The organism is Capnocytophaga sp. oral taxon 338 str. F0234, from assembly GCF_000192225.1.
Classification (GTDB): Bacteria; Bacteroidota; Bacteroidia; order Flavobacteriales; family Flavobacteriaceae; genus Capnocytophaga.
Map to the genome: position 1 here is coordinate 1,306,912 of NZ_GL872413.1, position 19,816 is coordinate 1,326,727.

At 37.2% G+C, this 19,816-nt stretch carries 13 protein-coding genes and 1 pseudogene; 6 read left to right on the forward strand and 8 right to left on the reverse strand.

All coding sequences use genetic code 11. From position 1 onward, the window contains the following. The first annotated feature begins 39 nt into the window (after positions 1–39). The 3 genes from HMPREF9071_RS05970 (at position 40) to HMPREF9071_RS05980 (ending at position 5,827) form a co-directional block, all read left to right on the forward strand. A complete protein-coding gene (locus tag HMPREF9071_RS05970) occupies positions 40–2,499 on the forward strand; it encodes a M1 family aminopeptidase (RefSeq protein ID WP_009745696.1) in 2,460 nt (819 codons plus the stop codon). 295 nt (positions 2,500–2,794) lie between these two features. Next, complete coding sequence (gene mgtE, locus HMPREF9071_RS05975) at positions 2,795–4,150, forward strand: magnesium transporter (RefSeq protein ID WP_009745697.1); 1,356 nt, start codon at positions 2,795–2,797, stop codon at positions 4,148–4,150. A 12-nt stretch (positions 4,151–4,162) separates the two neighbouring features. After that, positions 4,163–5,827 (forward strand): hypothetical protein, encoded by a 1,665-nt coding sequence (locus tag HMPREF9071_RS05980; protein ID WP_009745698.1) that lies wholly within the window; start codon positions 4,163–4,165, stop codon positions 5,825–5,827. 92 nt (positions 5,828–5,919) lie between these two features. Here HMPREF9071_RS05980 and HMPREF9071_RS05985 read toward each other — a convergent pair whose 3' ends face one another. The 7 genes and pseudogenes from HMPREF9071_RS05985 to HMPREF9071_RS06015 form a co-directional block, all read right to left on the reverse strand. Then, positions 5,920–6,858 carry a hypothetical protein gene (locus HMPREF9071_RS05985; RefSeq protein ID WP_009745699.1) on the reverse strand — a complete coding sequence of 313 codons (939 nt, stop codon included), beginning with the start codon at positions 6,856–6,858 and terminating at the stop codon, positions 5,920–5,922. Positions 6,859–6,906: 48 nt separating this feature from the next. Continuing rightward, positions 6,907–7,779, reverse strand: coding sequence for a hypothetical protein (locus tag HMPREF9071_RS05990; RefSeq protein WP_009745700.1), 873 nt, complete (start codon positions 7,777–7,779; stop codon positions 6,907–6,909). A gap of 150 nt (positions 7,780–7,929) precedes the next feature. Next, positions 7,930–8,319, reverse strand: a complete 390-nt coding sequence (locus HMPREF9071_RS05995) for an HU family DNA-binding protein (RefSeq protein WP_009419543.1) — start codon at positions 8,317–8,319, stop codon at positions 7,930–7,932. Between the two features lie 23 nt (positions 8,320–8,342). Further along, entirely contained in the window at positions 8,343–9,686 is a 1,344-nt protein-coding gene (locus HMPREF9071_RS11795) for an FRG domain-containing protein (protein ID WP_009745701.1), read from the reverse strand. 58 nt (positions 9,687–9,744) lie between these two features. Then, the gene (lepA, locus tag HMPREF9071_RS06005; RefSeq protein WP_009745702.1) at positions 9,745–11,541 is read right to left on the reverse strand and encodes a translation elongation factor 4; all 1,797 of its coding nucleotides are present in this window, start codon (positions 11,539–11,541) and stop codon (positions 9,745–9,747) included. 72 nt (positions 11,542–11,613) lie between these two features. Beyond that, positions 11,614–13,396, reverse strand: a pseudogene (locus HMPREF9071_RS06010) (DNA mismatch repair protein). Between the two features lie 89 nt (positions 13,397–13,485). Then, positions 13,486–13,764 carry a chaperonin gene (locus HMPREF9071_RS06015; RefSeq protein WP_117601762.1) on the reverse strand — a complete coding sequence of 93 codons (279 nt, stop codon included), beginning with the start codon at positions 13,762–13,764 and terminating at the stop codon, positions 13,486–13,488. A 194-nt stretch (positions 13,765–13,958) separates the two neighbouring features. Here HMPREF9071_RS06015 and HMPREF9071_RS06020 point away from each other — a divergent pair, with 194 nt between their 5' ends. After that, positions 13,959–14,765: a M48 family metallopeptidase gene (locus tag HMPREF9071_RS06020; RefSeq protein ID WP_040358049.1), complete on the forward strand. Its 807-nt coding sequence runs from the start codon at positions 13,959–13,961 to the stop codon at positions 14,763–14,765. 46 nt (positions 14,766–14,811) lie between these two features. On the opposite strand, the gene HMPREF9071_RS06025 is transcribed toward HMPREF9071_RS06020, so the two are convergent. Further along, positions 14,812–16,599, reverse strand: coding sequence for a DKNYY domain-containing protein (locus tag HMPREF9071_RS06025; protein ID WP_009745707.1), 1,788 nt, complete (start codon positions 16,597–16,599; stop codon positions 14,812–14,814). A 72-nt stretch (positions 16,600–16,671) separates the two neighbouring features. Between HMPREF9071_RS06025 and HMPREF9071_RS06030 the strand changes: the two genes are divergently transcribed. After that, positions 16,672–18,795: a Tex family protein gene (locus HMPREF9071_RS06030; protein WP_009745708.1), complete on the forward strand. Its 2,124-nt coding sequence runs from the start codon at positions 16,672–16,674 to the stop codon at positions 18,793–18,795. A gap of 184 nt (positions 18,796–18,979) precedes the next feature. Continuing rightward, positions 18,980–19,765 carry a DUF695 domain-containing protein gene (locus tag HMPREF9071_RS06035; RefSeq protein ID WP_009745709.1) on the forward strand — a complete coding sequence of 262 codons (786 nt, stop codon included), beginning with the start codon at positions 18,980–18,982 and terminating at the stop codon, positions 19,763–19,765. Positions 19,766–19,816 lie beyond the last annotated feature (51 nt).

Here is a 19,816-nt window from a genome sequence, read left to right on the forward strand (position 1 = left end):
AATTTAAGATAGAGAAAATATTTTAATTTATTTTGATATATGATACGAAAATATTTATTATTAGCCATGTTTGCTTCTTCTTTGGTTGCAGTGGCACAAACAGAAACTTCGGGACGTTCCTTATATCATGCCGAAGCTACTAAGTACAACGCTCTTGACCATACCAAATTGCGTGTATCTCTTAATTTTGAAAAGAAAGAGCTCTATGGGGAAGAGTGGCTCACTGCCTCTCCTTATTTCTATCCAACGGATTCCTTAGTGCTGGATGCACAAGCTATGATTATTCATAGTGTTAACCTAAGTGATAAGAAAGGAACCAAAGGGGCTCCTCTTACTTATAAGTATGCTGATGATAAGCTTACTATCCATCTTAATAAGACTTACCAACGTGGAGAAAAATATACTGTTTACATTAAGTATACTGCTCAGCCAGAAAAAGTAGGTAAGCATGGTAGTCTGGCTATTACCGATGCTAAAGGATTATACTTTATTAATTCCAATAAGGAAGATAAGGAAAAACCTATTCAAGTATGGTCTCAAGGAGAAACTAAAGCTAACTCTTGCTGGTTCCCTACCATTGATGAGATTAACCAGAAGTCTACTCAAGAGATGTATATTACAGTTCCAAATCAGTTTATTACTCTTTCTAATGGAATCCTTGCTTCTTCCATCAAAGATGGTAAAGGTATGCGTACAGATTATTGGGTGATGAACAAAAAACATGCTCCTTACTTATTTTTCCTTGGAACTGGAGAATATGTAGAAGTAAAGGATAAACCCTGGAGGGGAAAAGTACCTATCTCATATTATGTAGAAAAAGAATATGCCAATGTAGCCAAAAGAATCTTTGGAAAAACTTCAGAAATGATAGAATTCTATTCCAAACGATTAAACTATGACTTTCCTTGGCAAAAATATCATCAGATTACAGCTCAAGAGTATGTAAGTGGTGCTATGGAAAATACTACAGCTGTTCTTCATAGTTCTATGGCTCAGCAAGATGCTGAAGCACTCAATGACCAAAATATATGGGAAGCTACAGTAGCTCACGAACTTTTCCATCACTGGTTTGGCGACTTGGTAACTGCAGAGAGCTGGGCTAACCTTACTGTAAATGAATCTTTTGCTAATTATTCTGAATATCTTTGGTTTGAGTATAAGTATGGGAAGGATTATGCAGACTATCATCTATATCGTGATATTACAGGCTACAAAAATAGTGGCTCTTTCGAAAAGGATTTGGTACGCTTTGACTATAAAGGGCGTGAAGATATGTTCGATGCTGTTTCCTATAACAAAGGAGGAAGTATTCTTCACATGCTTCGTAATTACTTAGGTGACAAAGCTTTCTTTGAAGGTATTTCTAGATATCTTAAGGAACACCAATATGGAACAGGGGAAGCACACCAATTACGTCTTGCCTTAGAAGAAGTAAGTGGAAGAGACCTTAACTGGTTCTTTAACCAATGGTACTTTAATCATGGTAATGTAGTAATGACTCCTAAAGTTACTTATGATAATACTAAAAAAGAAGCAGTATTGGAAATTACTCAGGATGAAAAACTTATGTTCCAATTCCCTTTAGAGGTGGATATATATGACGGTGGTAAGTATGTACGCAAACAAGTATGGGTAGATGCTAAAGCCAAGAATGAATTCCGTTTCCCTGTATCTGCTTCTTATAGCCTCATTAATATAGATCCTCGTGGTCTTATCGTTGGAGATGAAGCAGATTACAAAACTCCTGCACAATATCTTTTCCAATACAAAAATGCTAAAGATTTCAAGAGCCGTAATCAAGCCGTTGAGTATGCTGTAAATGCAGGAAATACAGACATTCTCTTATTAGCACTTAAGGATCCTTTCTTCCGTTTGCGTATCTTAGCTATGCAAGGTTTAAGTCAAGATAGAATGAATGAATGGATTCCTATAGTAGAGAACTTAGCTAATAATGATCCTGAGAATTTGGTGAAAGCAGCGGCTATTACACAACTCTCTCGTACAAGAGATACCAAGTTTAGACCATTGTATGAAAAATCTGTAAAAATACCTTCTCGTGCTATAAAAGTAGCAGCTGCCTCTGGATTGGTATCCTTAGATCCCTCTTTGGCAGGACAATATGTGGATATTATTGATTTGAATAAGCTTGATAGGCAACAATTCATGTTCTTTTTACCTTATATCCTAAAGAGTAGAAATGACAAATATCTACCCGTACTTGCCAATAGAGTCATTTATTATCCTTTGTATCCAGAACAGTATCAAGCTCCTTTCAAGGAAGGATTCACTTGGCTTATGAGTACTGATAATACTGAACTTACCAAGAAAGTAACTAAAACTCTTGGAAATGTATTTGGCTGGGTAAGTGAAGATCAAAAGAAACAGCTTCGCAAAGTGGCTGAAGAAGGGTTGAGAATTAAGGAAGATTTACTTAAGAAGAATCCTAATTCAGCTTCTATCAAAGAACAAATAGAACTTTTGAAGAATATCAAATGGTAAGAAATGTAACTTATTAGATATCTGTTTTTCAGTAATTAACAAAAAGCTATCCATGAATTGGATGGCTTTTTTTCTAAAGAAAAATATAATTCTCTCTTATGATAATGAAGTGGGAAATTCAGGGGGTGGAAGTATTATTTTTGTAAACGATGTTGAGTAATCCTTTTATTATTTCTTACCTTTATTTTCTTGACTTTCCTCTTCAAATGTTGTATCTTTGCGCCCTATAATTAAGGAATGGGAAAAGTGAAGAATAAAAAGTAAATTCTTCATTCTTCATTCATCACTCTAAAAAATGCAAGGATTTAAACTCACCGAAGAAATTATTGCTCATATTCGTCAGTTGATAGCTTCTGACCAAAAGCAACAACTCAAGGAATACCTTGAGTCCCTTCACTTTGCTGATATAGCAGAGATTACCAGTGAATTAGAGCTGGAAGAAGCTGCTTACTTGGTGAGCCTTCTGAACCGAGAAAAAGCTTCTGAGACATTGACTGAGGTAGATGAGGAAGTGCTGGAGCACATCTTGGATAATCTCTCTAATGAAGAGATTGCCCGTGACCTACAGGAACTGGATACCGATGATGCCGCTTACTTGATTGCGGAACTTCCTGAAGAGAGACAAACACAAATTCTCTCTCATTTGGAGGATAAGGAGCATGCTCAGGACATTGTGGATTTGCTTCGTTATGATGATAATTCTGCAGGTGGACTCATGGCTAAGGAATTAGTTAAGGTCAATGAGAACTGGGACGTGGATACTTGTATGAAGGAAATACGAGAACAAGGGCAACATGTAACACGTGTACACTCTATCTATGTGGTGGATAATGATGAAGTACTCAAGGGTCGTCTCTCTCTAAAGGACTTAATGACCTCCCCCCAAGGAGCACATATCAGGGATATTTACATTCCTAAGGTGGATTTTGTCTTTGTGCATGACACTCCAGAGGAAGTTGCCCATGTAATGCAAAAGTATAATTTGGAGGCTATTCCTGTGGTTGACAAGATGCATCGCCTTGTAGGACGTATTACTATTGATGATATTGTAGATGTCATTAAGGAAGAGGCTGAACATGATTATCAGATGGCTGCGGGGATTACCCAAGATGTAGAGGCAGATGATACTATTTGGAAGCTTACCCGTGCGCGCCTGCCGTGGCTGCTCATCGGAATGATTGGAGGGATAGGAGCGGCTAGTATTATCAATGGATTTCAGGATGGGCTTACTTCCTACCCTGTACTTTTGCTGTTCATTCCCTTAATACAGTCCACAGCAGGGAATGTAGGAGTACAATCTTCTGCTATAGTGGTACAAGGTTTGGCAAATAAAAGTATAGATGGAGCCCTTTTAGGTAGGCTCCTCAAGGAATTCCTCTTAGGGCTTATTAATGGACTCGCTTTAGCATTTTTAGTGCTGATTATGAGCCATTTTATTTTTGGGAGTTCCTATTGGGAATCCGCTACCGTGTGTATAGCTTTAGTAACAGTGATTATTAATGCTGCGGTAATAGGTACTTTCATTCCTATATTTTTGGATAAGCAAGGAGTAGATCCAGCAGTGGCTACAGGTCCCTTTATCACCACTAGCAATGATATTTTAGGGATTTTGATCTATTTTATGATTGCTAAAATTATTTTAGGATTTTAAAAAACACTTATTATGCAAATGAAACGAAGTCGTGCGCAAGAGTCCACCGATGCTATTGAGAAACTCTATACTACTATGCGCCACCTGTTCAATCGAGGATTCTATAAGCCTATGGGAGTTTCTGGGGAAAGTCTCAGAGAGTCTCTTTTGCTTCTGCGTCCGGAGATATATGGTACCATTGCTCAAAACCAAACGGAGCTTAATGGATTACTTTATGTACTTGATCGTCTACCTATTGGAATAGAACAATGTAGATTTATTAATATGATTTCTGATGAGGGGTATCGTCAGTCTCATTTTGAACCTATTATTCCTCCTAAACGTCGCAGAAACTGCTATCGTATAGATAATGAGCAGATGAATATAGAGATTACTCGCGGTCGTTCCGATATTTATGATATACTTACCCATCTCACTTTTCTTTTTATAGAATCTCATAAGATAGCCCATAGTGTTTTGGAGGAAGAAAGCAATAAAATCAGTCGTGATTGGGAGAAAATAGAGTCCTTAGCCCAAAAGAAGAAGCTCAGCCAAACCGAGCGAGAATTGGCGCTGATTCATATAGGGAAGGTACTGGGGCGTACCTTTGAAGAAATACTTCCTGCTTATCATCAACTTTCCACAGAGAAAAATCCTGAACGTTTTATACAAGTTATTTATTGGTTGGGCAAAATTGCCTTAGAGGAGATACTCTCTGACAATAAGCGGGTAATTACTTTTTCTCCTATTCTAAGAGAGAGGTTGGGACACCATATTTACGGAGAAATATGGGCGAATACTTTGAAGAAAACACTCAAGGAACATCGCCTTTTAGAACGTCCCTTACATATTATCAGTGCTAATATGCATAGTGTAATGAATGCTCTTTTTGCTAAGAAAGCATTGGTTGTCAAGGAGAAAGAGAATTCTCAGTGGACAACCTATATTTCATTAAGTGAGGAAAAGAATCATGCTCTTAGGGATAAGGTGATGGACTATGCTCTACAACATGGCATGCTTTTTATCAAGGACAAATCGGGCACCAATATAGATGTGCAGATTGTAGATACGGCACTCATTCCTGAAAATGATTTTTTCAAGAAAACTACTACCGAAGAGGCTCCTGTACTTTTGGTGATGGATTATGCTTTTGGAGAACAGGCTTATGAAACTATAGATGAACTTCTCAAACCTTATAAAGTAGAAGGAAAAAGCTATTTCCTTAATGTTATTTCTGTCTCTATTATGGGAAAAGCAGGAATTTTGGAAGGGGAAAAGGGTGATATTATGATTCCTAATGCACATATCTTTGAAGGGACTGCTGATAACTATCCCTTTGAGAACGAGCTTTCTAAATCCGATTTTGAAGGTAATGGACTCAGAGTATTTGAGGGAACAATGGTTACTGTTTTAGGGACTTCTTTGCAAAATAGAGATGTACTTACTTACTTCCACAAATCCACTTGGAATGTGATAGGTCTTGAGATGGAAGGAGCACATTATCAAAAAGCCATACAATCTGCTTCCAAAATTCGTAAAAGCATCCGCAGAGATGTCAAAGTACGCTATGCTTATTATGCTTCTGATAACCCTTTGGAGACAGGTAGTACTTTAGCTTCTGGTAGTTTGGGCTTAATAGGAGTGAAACCCACTTATCTTATTACTCATCATATCTTAAAACAGATAGGTAGGGGATGATATGATGATACATCCCCTAATCTGTCTATAGATAATTATGCCTTTGAACAATGATGTTATCTTTTGTAAAAAAAAGAGCCATCATTTATTTATTATGATTGTTTGGCATAGCAATTATAACACAAAGGTGTCGCTACCGTTACTTTCTTCTCCTCTCCACAGCAATGGCAGTAGTTTTCCTCATAAAAGCGATTGCCGGACTTTGCCCATTCTTGGTAACAACTGTTACACAAGGGCATCAATGGGTTAAAGGGTATTTCTGTATTACAACGAATACAGTGTCCTTTCTTTTCCTGTGATGTGGCTTGCGGTGCCTCTTGAGGCGAGGTTGTTTGTAGGTTTTCTGTCGGAGTATCCTCTTGTACTACTTTTTCAGGAGTAGATTCAGGTTCTACGGGTGGTCTGTTATCGGTATGGGTATAGTTTTCGGGTATAAAAGAGGAGTAGCGGATAGGCTTCACCTCTCTGTTGGACAATACATCGTCTACCAAATCCAAATGCACGGTAGAGCCTACATAGTCTTTCGCTAGACCTAAAAACTTCTTGTTGTAGTTAGGACGTTTGGCAAAGATAGTATAACCGCTGTCGAGTACACTCATAATGGTGTTTTTGGAAGTCTCGAAGAAGTTGTTTTTGTTTACAAGGTCGGTGAGGGCTTTTTCGGCGAGTACGCCAAACTCTACCTTGTTTTCCAGCGAGTAATCCAAAAGGTTCATAGAGGTAATTACCGATTGTTTTTCGTTGGCATAATATTGTCCGTGTAACTGTGGAATATACACCATTGTGATATTCGGGAAGCTCAAGAAGTACTCAATATCTTCACGCTTACAATTTTCTTCTCCATTAGAGGTACTTTTGCCAAACCCAATGAGTATATGCAGTTTGGTGTTGTTTAAAAGCTGTTTAAAAACATTGTCTTTGAGGTAATCTCCCAGCTGAATATAAGGCGAAATGATAATAAGCTCCTTTTCCGCCTTAAAAAGGGTATCGTAAATAGTATCGGATAGTGGTTTTCCTGTTAAAAAGTCCATAGTATTAGGTATAATTATATTCTGTTAATTATAAGGAATTCTTATTTCCTAAATATCATACTTTTCTCTTAGCTCTAATTTTTCAATTCGTAATAATATAGCGGTTTTGCTTCTTTCTAAAATATTACAAATTTCTACGATTTTTGTCTTTTCGCAATAAAGAACTTCTAATTTGTCATCTTCTTCTGTTGTCCATTTTTTACCGGCATTAGGATAGGTATCTTTCATTTTATCAATAGGATAAATTTTTCTTATATTATATCTGTCAAAATCGATAATATAATCAAAACTTTGTACTGTTAATTTAAGTGGAATTTCATAGCATTCACCTATATTCTTAACAAGAACTTTCTCTAATGAAGAAGAAAGCTCTTTAATTCTATCTATGGAAATAAAAAAAGGAATTCCTTTTTTGAAATTATCTCCATTTCTTTGATATACTGCTATAATAATAGGTGTCTGAGTATACTCTTGCATATTAAGATGTTTCTCTACATCTTTACAACTGAAATGGAAAGAAAGTTCTCCATCAGAAAGGTATCGAAAACTTCTACATTTTACGTCTACCTCAAGATTCTCATAGTTTCTTACTAAAAAATCACCTCTTTTAATTTCTATGTATTTATCAGAAACCAAATATTGCTGAAAACTTTCTTTATCTTGATTAAGCTCTTCTAAAATAAGACCTTCCTCTTTGGCTTGAATTTTAAAATACTCTTGAGCTTTTAATCCAGCACGATACCAATCTATACAATAGCTTTTAAATTCAGTATCTTTCACTTGTAAGGGTGTCCAATGTGGTTCTCCTTGATAGATAATAGTATCTTCGGTAATTGTATCTAAGTACATTAATTCTTTTATATCTTTAATATACTCACTTTTAATACCATTTCCTGTAATATTAATGATATGATATCCCATAGTTATATCAATTCTAAAACATATAATATATCATTCTATATATATTCATCACTTCACAGGTATATACCCGTCGTGTTATCAGTATATACCCGTGAGCCCATAGGTATATACCCGTAGGCTCACGCATATATATCGGTGTGATACGGGGTGCTACTTCTTGTATTTTTCGTACTTAACGGTTTTGAGCATCTCGCGGAGGTCGGCACCTGGGCGGAACTGAATTTTGTTGCCTTTGATGAGCGAAGCGGTGAACTTCTCGGCGGTGGGAGCGCCCTCGCTGGTAAGGGTAATTTGGAAGTTACCAAAGTCGCCCAACTTCACGATTTTGCCTTCCGATAGGTGCCTAATCAGCACTTTGGTAAGGTCGTTAAGCACAGCCAACACATCGGTATCCGATACGGTGGTGCTACCCTGTGCAATTTCTTTGGCAAGTGCCTTCAAAGAGACTTCGCCATCGGCTTTGGCACTGGCATAAAACTTGGGAGCTGCTGTTTTATCTAACAGATTCTTACGCTCTACTACATTAAATTTTACTGGCATAAAATATAAAATTAAATGGTTAATTATTTGTTTCCCTTTTGAGTATACTTTTCTTTAATATAATCAGCTACTTTATCTATTTCAGGGAATAAAGTGCTTTGGTTTATTCCTAATTTATCTAATTCTTTTAAGATTAATTCTTTTTTTGAGCTTTCTATTATTAATCTCTCTTTGATCTCTACCTGCTTATCAGACTTAGAAGAAGTATCTGTTCCTAAGTCTTCAAATTCGTTTTCCTCAATCTCTATTTTCCCTCTAATTACCCATTCAGAAGGAATTTTTGCCATTTTTTTTGTGTTTTCATTACAATAAGGAACTTCTTGTTTTTCTATTCCAAATATTAGAAAAGCTCCTTGTTGTCTTACAATACGAGGATTGTCCAGTTTAGGTTTAATTGCAAAAACATTACTTACATCTCTTGGGTCTATTACAGAGATAAAATAAGGTTTGTCTTCTTTTACAAAATTTAGTAATTTTTCAAAATAACGCATATTAATCCAAGAAATCTCTTTATTAATAAAAGAAAGTATTTTATCTTCAAGTTTAGTAATAAATCTCATATTTTTTTGATAAACGGAAAATGATTTTATGTCCTCTTTTTCACTTGAAGAACTCTCTTTCTCTTTAAGAGAATCTTTAATCTCTTTAATAAAATTTGTTATTTTATCATTTATTTCAGTGGAGATTAAAAAATCTATTTCTTTTATTTGACTAACAAACTTATCTATTTTTTCTTCAATAGAGTTTACTCGATTTCCTTCCTCTAAACCAAGTAACTTTTTCAAACTTTTACTATCAAGTAAATCAACCTTTCTTTTTAAAATATTTAAATCATTTTTATATTGCTCGTATTTTTCTAAGTCTCCATTTGTATAAAAAATATTATCACACTTTGCAAGATTAGCTAAAATAGCAATTCTATCACTATCGAAAAAGCGAACGCTTTCATTAGGAATATCAAATACTATAACCTCTCCATCTTTATCTTCATCTCCAACACAAGCAAAATAAAGAGCTACTAAAGGATTGGTTGTTAAATCTAATATTCGTGTAGGAACACCATAATGTTGCATTAGTACTAATGATTCTATGGTATTTTTCCCATTAAAATCATAAGGTACTTTAGCTATAGTCTCTCTATAGATTTTGTCTTCATTTTCTATATAAAGAAGTTTGTTTGTTTTTTTATCTTTTCGATAGATAGAGGGCTCTAAATCATAAGTTTTGTCAGAATGTCCTCTATAAAAGATATTCCTTACAACTTTTTCTTCCTTATTAAAATTAAATATGAAATAGAGGAATCCTCTTACTGTTGAAATTTTGTGTTCTTTTCCTTTATAAGCTTTTATATTCTTTTCTTCTTTCATAGTAGTTTACACTAATAATTTCCAACTTTACCAAAGCAACCGCCCGACCGTGCTACGGTCAATCATTCAACTTCAACACCGCCATAAATGCACTTTGTGGTATCTCTACATTCCCCACTTGGCGCATACGTTTTTTACCGGCTTTCTGTTTTTCTAAGAGTTTACGTTTACGCGAGATGTCCCCTCCGTAACACTTGGCGGTAACGTCTTTGCGGAGGGCTTTAATAGTCTCGCGAGAGATAATTTTAGCCCCAATAGCTGCCTGAATAGGTATGTCAAACTGCTGACGCGGTATGAGCTCGCGCAACTTCTCACACATCTTTTTGCCTATATTATAAGCATTATCGGCGTGGATAAGGGCAGAGAGCGCATCTACCGACTGCGAGTTAATGAGGATATCCACCTTCACAAGGTTAGAAGCTCGCATCCCAATAGGTGAATAGTCAAAGGAGGCATACCCCTTGCTGACAGTCTTTAGGCGGTCGTAGAAGTCGAATACAATTTCGGCAAGTGGCATATCAAAGTTCAGTTCCACACGTTCAGGGGTGAGGTAGTGCTGGTTAGTTATTTGTCCGCGTTTTTCAATACAGAGCGACATCACCTGTCCTATAAAATCCGATTTGGTGATGATGCTCGCCTTGATATACGGCTCTTCCACACGGTCTAATTTCGACGGGTCGGGAAGGTCAGAAGGGTTATTTACGATAATCGCTTTTTCAGGTTCTTTCTTGGTAAAAGCGTGGTAACTTACGTTGGGCACGGTGGTAATCACGGTCATACCAAACTCGCGTTCCAAGCGTTCTTGCACGATTTCTAAGTGTAACATTCCTAAGAATCCACAGCGGAAGCCAAAGCCCAAAGCGGCAGAACTTTCGGGGGTAAACACCAGCGAGGCATCGTTCAGTTGGAGTTTTTCCATCGAGGCGCGCAGTTCTTCGTAATCTTCGGTGTCTACCGGATAAATCCCTGCAAATACCATCGGTTTTACGTTCTCAAAACCGTCAATGGCTTCTTTGCAACCATCTACTGCCGAGGTAATCGTATCACCTACCTTCACCTCACGCGCGTCCTTAATACCGGTGATAAGGTACCCCACATCGCCGGTGCCAATCACTTGCTTAGGCACTTGATTGAGCTTTAAGGTACCTACTTCGTCGGCATCGTAGATTTTGCCGTTGGACATAAACTTGATTTTCTGCCCTTTGCGTATTTCACCGTTCATCACCCGGAAGTAGGTTTCCACCCCGCGGAAAGAGTTGTATACCGAGTCGAATATCAACGCTTGTAGTGGTGCCTTAGGGTCGCCAGTAGGGGCAGGAATGCGCTCTATAATAGCCTCTAAAATTGCCTCTACGCCCAAACCTGTTTTACCACTGGCTGGGATAATCTCATCGGGCGAACAGCCCAGTAGGTCTACTATATCGTCTTTCACCTCTTCGGGGTTAGCACTGGGTAGGTCTATTTTGTTGAGTACGGGAATGATTTCAAGGTCGTTTTCGAGAGCCAAGTAGAGGTTAGAAATTGTCTGTGCTTGTATGCTTTGGGCAGCATCTACGATCAGGAGCGCCCCCTCGCAAGCAGCGATGGAGCGCGATACCTCGTAAGAGAAATCTACGTGACCGGGGGTATCGATAAGGTTGAGGATATACGTTTCGCCTTTGTACACATATTCCATTTGTATTGCGTGGCTCTTGATAGTGATACCGCGCTCCCGCTCCAAGTCCATATTGTCGAGCAATTGGTCTTGTTTTTCGCGTTCGGTTACGGTTTGGGTAAAGTCGAGCAAACGGTCGGCTAAGGTACTCTTCCCGTGGTCGATATGTGCAATAATGCAGAAATTACGGATATTTTTCATTCGTTAGGGTATATATCGGTGTAAAAACACGTTTAAGGGGCAAAGATACATTATTTTTTTGGATTATGCATATTAGATAATGCCCATTTTTTCCATAAGAAAAGTAGCATTTTTATTCTGGCAAATACCTTCCTTCAGGGTATAATCAAAATGTAATTCTCCTGCTATAATCTGGGATTCAAAACACTTGTTTTGCAGTATATCAGGGTACTTATTGCTAAGAGAACATACCTCTAAGTCATGGGTAGCAATGACACCTATTGCTTTAAGAGCTACCATTTTCTCTATAATCCTAAAGGTTCCCAACTGTTTATCTTCGGAATTAGTACCTCTGAGTAGTTCATCTAAGAGGACAAAACAAGGCGCTTCTTCGAGTTGTTCTATGATGGATCGCAGGCGATTGATTTCAGCAAAAAAGTATGATTTTCCGTCATTTAAGGAATCAGAAAGGCGCATGGATACCAATAATTTCATAGGGTATACAGTAGCTTTCTTAGCGCATACAGGGAGCCCCATCATTGCCAGTAACATATTCACTCCAAGGGCTCTGAGGAAGGTACTTTTCCCGGACATATTGGAACCAGTGAGAATAACAAAACGATGTGAAGTGAAGGAAATGGTATTGCTTACACGCTCTTTGGCAGGTATCAAAGGATGTCCAAGGGATTCAAAAGAGAGTATTTGCTTATCATTGAGTGAGGGAAAAGCAAAGGAGGGATTATTATAGCTGAAGTTGGCAAAGCTATTAAGTACCTCTACCTCAGCAATCACAGAAAACCATGAGGCAATATGTTCAGCATATATTCTTTTCCAAGCAAGGAGCTTTCTGTAGGTGTGCAAATGATAGAAAGTAAAGCAATTCAAGGGGATAGAGACCAATATATTCCCCACATTGTCCAGATCATCCAAAAGGCGAGAAAGTTGGGAAATACTTTGGCTGGCACTTTGCGAGCGAGTAAGTAATTGTGCTCGTAAGCGCTGAAATTGTACAGACCTTAAATGAGTTGCTTTCTCTATCTGAGTGATACTTCTTTTGAAAGCATATAGCAGATGATAGGTGTTTTCAAATCCAGGTTTGCTTTTTTGCATTTTCCCGATGAAGGAAAAAAATATGAATAGGTTTGTTACTGCTAATATTTTAAATATAGTTTTAAAAAACTCATATTCAAACATATATCCTACAATAAGGCTAATGATGAGCAATAGAGGAGCCCCCCATACGAAGATTTGCAAGAGATGGGAAAAAAGGTTTTTCTTTCTTCATAGCCCATTGCTTTATTTGCTGGTAGAAATCCTTAGTATCCTCTATTAGAGTGGTGGTTGCCATAAACTCCTGTCGCCATCTAAGATGTTCTTCTTGAGAGAGTTCTTCAGTTGTGGCTTGCAAGGGAGCGATCTCTGATACTTCAGGATGCAAGAAGTGTTCAGCTAAGGCTTTACGTCCTAAAAAAGTATGAGTTCGATTGATATATTGATACAAAGAATGTGTTCCAAAAATGTCCAAATCATAAGAATAGGGATGTGAATCATCCTGAAATTCCTTTCCATTTGCTGAGAAAAATTGATTTTTCTGTAAAAAATTTATCTCATTTTGGTTAATAGTTATTTTTTGTTGAGCAATTTTACGCAGAAGGTTTGTATTTTTATGGATAGTTACTAAATAGAAAAATAATATGATTAAAAGTAAGGTTATTGTACCGAAAACCCATGAATTTTCTTTGAATATAAAATAAATGGCAGCTAAAGTACTCAGTGCTATTATCAGCCGTATTGTTCCTATAATATGGGCTTTCTTAGCGAGTTGTTGCTCTGAGAGAGTGGCTTGTTCTAAAAGCTGTTGGTAAGTAGTAATCATTTTTAATAAATTGAATATCAATTGGTTATTTTATAAAAAGAAAAGCTATCCTTATGAGGGGATAGCTTTTTATTTTTGCAAAGGGAGTACTAAGCAGTTTTCCTTCCTGCACAGCAAGAGCCTTTTTTATCATCCTTTTTGCATTCTGTTTTCTTGTTCTTGTCATAACAAGTATTTTCAGATTTCTTATCTTTGCAGCAGGCTTCTTTTCCTTTACTGTCTTTGTGGCAAGCAACCCCATCCTTTTTGTTTTTGTTACAACAAGCTTGGGTAGTAGCCTTTTCAGGTTGTACTTGTGTGGTACGGTCTTGTGCATTCATAGCTATAGGAGCCATAGCCATAACTAATAGTAAAAACATCTGTTTCATACGTAATTGCATTAATTTGTTATTGGGTGCAAAGATATAAAAAATAACGATATAAAAGTATTTTTTTATTATTTTAACATTTTTATATAGATAAGGTTATATTATATGTAAAAAATAAGTGTCTTTTGAATTAGGTATATATAATTCAAAAAAATAATGTAATTTTGCCTCGTGATTTATCTAAAGTAAAGAATATGAAAAAAATAGTATTTGCAGGGTTATTATTAGTACTTTCAGCTTGTAAGACAAATCCTTTTACAGGAAAGCAAACTTTGAATTTTATGCCTAACAGTTCAATTTTTCCTACTTCATTTAGTCAATATAATCAGTTTCTTTCTTCTAATAAGGTGATTAAAGGAACTCCAGAGGCTCAAATGATAAAACGAGTGGGAGAGCGTATTGCAAAGGCATCCCAGTTATGGTTGGATAGGAATGGTTATAAGAATTATTTAAAGGATTATCGTTGGGAATATAACTTAGTAGATAGTAAGGAACTCAATGCTTGGTGTATGCCAGGTGGAAAAATAGTTTTCTATACAGGGATCCTTCCTATAGCTAAGAATGAACGTGGTGTTGCGGTGATTATGGGGCATGAAGTAGCGCATGCTTTAGCTGACCATGGAGCACAACGTATGAGTGCATCTACACTCCAACAAATAGGAGCACTTGCAGGAAATGTCCTATTGAGTAATAGTAAGTATCTCAATGAGTTCAATACTGCTTATGGTATAGGCACGCAGGTGGGTGTAATGCTCCCCTTTAGTAGGAGTCAGGAAAGTGAAGCTGATGCTATAGGCTTACAAATTATGGCTTTAGCAGGTTATGACCCTGATGAAGGTTACAGGTTATGGGAACGTATGAGTGCAGCCTCTGGGGGAGGAAACTCTAATTCCTTGCTCAGTACCCACCCTTCCAATGCTTCTCGAATTGCACATTTGAAAGAGCTTGCCCCTAAGGTGAAAGCAGAAGCTAAAAAGTATGGAATTACCCGATTTGAATAGAGGATAAAGAAGAGTCTCTGGTTGATGCCAAAGACTCTTTCTTTTTTTATTCTTTAAGCAATTGGCTTTGAATACCTCTTCTTGCGAGCTCTTTCTGTAGCTCCTTTATTTTCTTAGTAATTGCTTCTTCTGTATCGGACAAAACAAAAAGGTTGGAGAGAAATCGGTATTCTGAGGAGGTTTTTCCATTTCGGCTAATGATTTTCATCTTCCCTATTAGCCCATTTTGTCCTCTTTCTCCTATAGAGAACAGTACATTGTGAATATCATAAATGGGATAACGTTTCCCAATGAAGTTGTTGATACGTAAGGTGTTTTCCTCCAGAATAAAAGGATCTGTATTGAAATTAAATTTCTTTAGTAAAAAATAAGTACTCAGCCCAATGACTACAACGATAAGGAGTATCCATAATAGGTCTGAAGAGAACTTGTCAGCAAGTTGGGTTTTTGCCTTAAAAAGTACTTGGTAGTTGGCAGGGACAAATATTCCCTCATTAATCATTTTTTCCACTTTAGAAGAGTAAAAAAAGCCTTCTTTTTCTGTACGGGCGTTAAAAGTCTCTTTATTAGTTATTCTATAAACGCCTTCTTTTATTCCTTGTCTGATGCCATTATAATCCAAAAAATACCATTCGTTTCCTTTCTGCCATATAGGCAAATTGCCTGCTTCCTCCCACTTATGCCAGGTGCCTTTTGCTTGTGTCTGCAACATACAGACTTTGGTAGTGTAGGATTTGAGTCCTGGATTTCTTCTACGTCCCCATTTTTCATCCGATAAAAAGAAGAGTAAGTCCTCTCCATTGGAAAAGTAACCTTCCTCAATTTCTTTGTAATTTTTGAAGACATTTTCTGAGGAAGCCTTTCTGGCTTTCTTATTTTCATTATCATAGAAATACACACCATTCTTATTGGTGAAAAATACGTGTTCACTATAAGTATCACTCAAAGTTAGTAGGTGGTAAGGAGAGGTATCAGGATTGAGATCTTTCCCATCTATGAATATCTTTCCTCCATTGAGAGAGTAGAGAATCTCAAAACTTCCCCATGAGGAGAAGCTACCTGTAACAAGGTCATTCCTATAAGGAATATCGAGTAATTTGGTTTTGTAGAATACTTGTTTCCCGTTCGAAAAGTAATGAGAATCACTGGTGGATGTAATAGAATGTTTGAGTTTATCTTGATAATCTTTTAGAGATACGATAGGGAAAAGAGAATCCTTAGCGCCCTCTATCCTCTCACCTTGGTAATAGAAAGAGGAACCATCGGTAGATATGAAAGGAGAACTCTTTATGGAAAAGAACTTACGTCCATCATCTGCCATTAACTTTATTGGATGATAGTAATAGGTTGGTTTTTTGTTTAAATGAAGTATATATAAGATCTGCCCTATGATACTTGAAATGGCGAAGGATTCTTTACTTTCTGTATTCCAAGCACAATAATAAGTCATTTTTCCATCTGTGAAAAGATCATTTCCAAGAGAGGTGATAGGTGTTCTTAGGTGAGGAATTATTTCGTCTCCACAGAAAACATGTGATTTGTCCCAGCCTATCTGTCTGGCATTATTATTCTGAGAGAACACTTCAAAAGTAAGGGGATCCGCCTCTGGAATCTCAACATGACCACTTCCTGGTATGGCGACATATATTTTCCCTTTATAATTATAAAAATTGGAGACTCCAATGCGATGGTTATCTATATTTCTTTCTAAAGAATAATCCTTATCAGAAATGCTACTGAATAAAAGTAATAAAGAAAGGACAATGATCCCTACTAAGGAAATCATCACTATGCGAGAGAGGAGTATCATGTTCGGTCTTACATCCTTTACCATATTTGAAATATTTTTTGCAAAGATACTATTTTTCTCCTTGTTTTACTATCTTTGTGCCTTATTTTTTCAAGTATGACAAATATTCAATTTATTAAGAGTCAAACACAACTTACTGAGAAGTCCATTGAAAACACTTTGGCATTACTCTCTGAGGGTTGTACAATTCCTTTTATAGCACGTTATCGTAAGGATAGAACAGGAAACTTAGATGAAGTAGCTATTGAGAATATAGCTAAGGCACAAGTCGAGTATGAGAATATAGGTAAGCGTAAGGAGACTATCCTGACAAGTATTGAGGAGCAAGGAAAACTCTCTAAGGAACTTCGCAAGCGTATAGAAGATTCCTTTGTGTTGAGTGAATTGGAGGATCTGTACCTGCCTTATAAGAAAAAACGTAAAACAAAGGTTGATGTAGCCAAGGAGAATGGATTAGAACCTTTAGCTAAACAGCTGATGAGTCAGCGAGTAGTTGATTTAGAACAACTGGCTTCTCATTATCTCTCAGATAAAATAACTACTGAAGAAGAGGCACTACAAGGAGCCTCAGATATTATAGCCGAATGGATTAATGAAAACATGTATGTACGAGGTACCCTACGCAGAATTTTTCATAGGAAAGCCCTTATCTGTACAGAGGTAGCCAAGGGAAAAAAGGATGAAGAAGAGGCACAAAAGTATGCGCAATATTTTGATTGGAGTGAGGTGCTTAGCAAAGCTCCTTCTCATAGAATATTGGCTATGCTCCGTGCTGAAAAAGAAGGATTTATTAAAATGAAAGTGCAGGTGAATCAAGAGGATACACTGCCTTTTATAGAAAAGACTATTATCAAGAGTGATGGGGAAATAGCTGATTTTCTTAAGAGAACTATTAAAGATAGCTATAAGCGACTTTTAGAACCTTCTATCTCCAACGAAACTCTACAGGAAGCCAAAGACAAAGCAGATGCTAAGGCAATTACTGTATTTGCAGAGAATCTCTCTCAACTTCTCTTGGCTTCTCCTTTGGGAGAAAAGCGCATTCTTGCCATTGATCCAGGATTTCGTACAGGATGTAAGGTAGTATGCTTGGATGAGAAAGGTGATTTGCTCCATAATGAGACTATTTACCCTCATGCCCCTCAGTATGAAGTAACCTTAGCAATGAAGAAAATACGTGCTATGGTAGAACAATATGCTATAGAAGCCATTAGTATAGGTAATGGGACTGCTTCAAGAGAAACAGAGGATTTTATTAAAAAGATTGTTTTTCCACATCCAGTGCAAGTTTTTGTGGTAAGTGAGGCAGGAGCTTCAGTGTATTCAGCCTCTAAGATTGCTCGAGAGGAGTTCCCTTCCTATGATGTGACCGTACGTGGGGCTGTTTCTATTGGTCGTCGTTTGTCCGATCCTCTTGCTGAATTGGTAAAGATAGAGCCTAAAAGCATAGGGGTAGGGCAATACCAACATGATGTGAACCCCTCTTTACTCAAAGAAGAGCTGGATGCTACAGTGATTCGTTGTGTGAATAAGGTAGGAGTGAATCTCAATACCGCTAGTAAGTCTCTTCTTAGTTATGTATCAGGCATAGGGGAGAAAATGGCAGAGAATATTGTGGAGTATCGTTCAGCCCATGGAGCTTTTACCAAGCGTGAAGACCTAAAAAAGGTGCCTCGCTTAGGGGATAAGGTATACCAACAATCGGTAGCCTTTTTACGAGTACAGCATAGTGATAACCCTTTGGATAATTCTGCCGTACATCCTGAAGTTTATCCTATTATTAAGCAAATGGCAAAAGATCTGGGAATCTCTCTTAAGGAACTTATTGGAAATAAGAAGGCTATTTCCAGCATAGATATTAGTAAATATGAAAGGGAAGAAGTAGGGAAATTGTACCTTAAGGATGTATTAAAGGAATTAGAAAAACCAGGTCTTGACCCCAGACAAACTGCTAAGGTGTTTGAATTTGACTCTCATGTCAAGAATTTTGACGATGTACAAGTAGGCATGGTACTCAATGGGATTGTTAATAATATCACTGCTTTTGGATGCTTTGTGGATATAGGAATTAAAGAAAGTGGTTTGGTACATATTTCACAGCTTAAGGATGGTTATGTATCCAATGTGAATGAAGTGGTAAAACTCCATGAACAGGTGAGGGTAAAAGTAGTAGAAGTGGATACAGTTCGCAGACGTATATCCCTGAGTATGGTACTATAATTTGAATTATAGAATGAATGCTTATTGATAAAATGGGAAAGCTGCTATATTATGGAAGTAAGTTGCTTTGAAAAATGAAATAATGGCTGTTCTCTATTGGGGAAATATAATAATTTTTGTATATTTGTCCCCGAAAAGTGAGAAATCTGTCACTAGATAAAATGATTATTAAAAATACTGTATCATGAATCAGAAACAAACTCCTGAAATTCCTCAAAATTGGGATTTCTTTATGTGTAGAATAGAGAATAAGCCTGCTTCTATACGTACTAATCTAGGCTTGTATAATGTAGCACCTCTTGAGGGGTACACTCATCGCCTGCAATTCTATATAGAGATGAAGCATCCTACTTCTGAGGGGCTTTCCTCCAACGAAGAATATCCTATTCTCTGCGATATTGAGGATGCTATCTGTGAGAGTGCAGAGGGAGAAGGGGCCATAATGGTATCAGCTATAAAGAATGATGGCTTTTTGGAATTATGGTTCTATAGTCATGAAACAGAGATATTAGCAAAGGTATGCCAGGAGGCTTTATCTTCCTTTGAAGGTTATCACTGTGGATATAATCAAGCAGAAGATCCTCAGTGGGATGCTTATTTTGACTTTCTATATCCTGACCCCTATTCCTACCAAGCTATACAAAATAGAAAAGTTATCATGCAGTTAGAGCAAAATGGAGATAAGCTTGAAGTGCCTCGTGAGATAGATCATTTTATCTATTTCAAGACAGCAGAGCAGCAGCAGGGATTTGCCAAAGAAGCCCAAGAAAAAGGTTTTACAGTGCTTCTTAATGATGAGGAAGATGCAAGAACAAGAGCAGCAGAGGGACAAGCTTATCCATATACAGTGCAAGCCACTGGTAAGGATAGCCCAGAGAATATTAATAATATTGTATGGGATATTATGGACCTGGCAGAACCTTTTGAAGGAGATTATGACGGTTGGGGATGTCCCAATGTATTGGAATAATTCTCCTTGATAAAAACATGCATGAGAACGTCTGTAAGTAGATTTTATTTG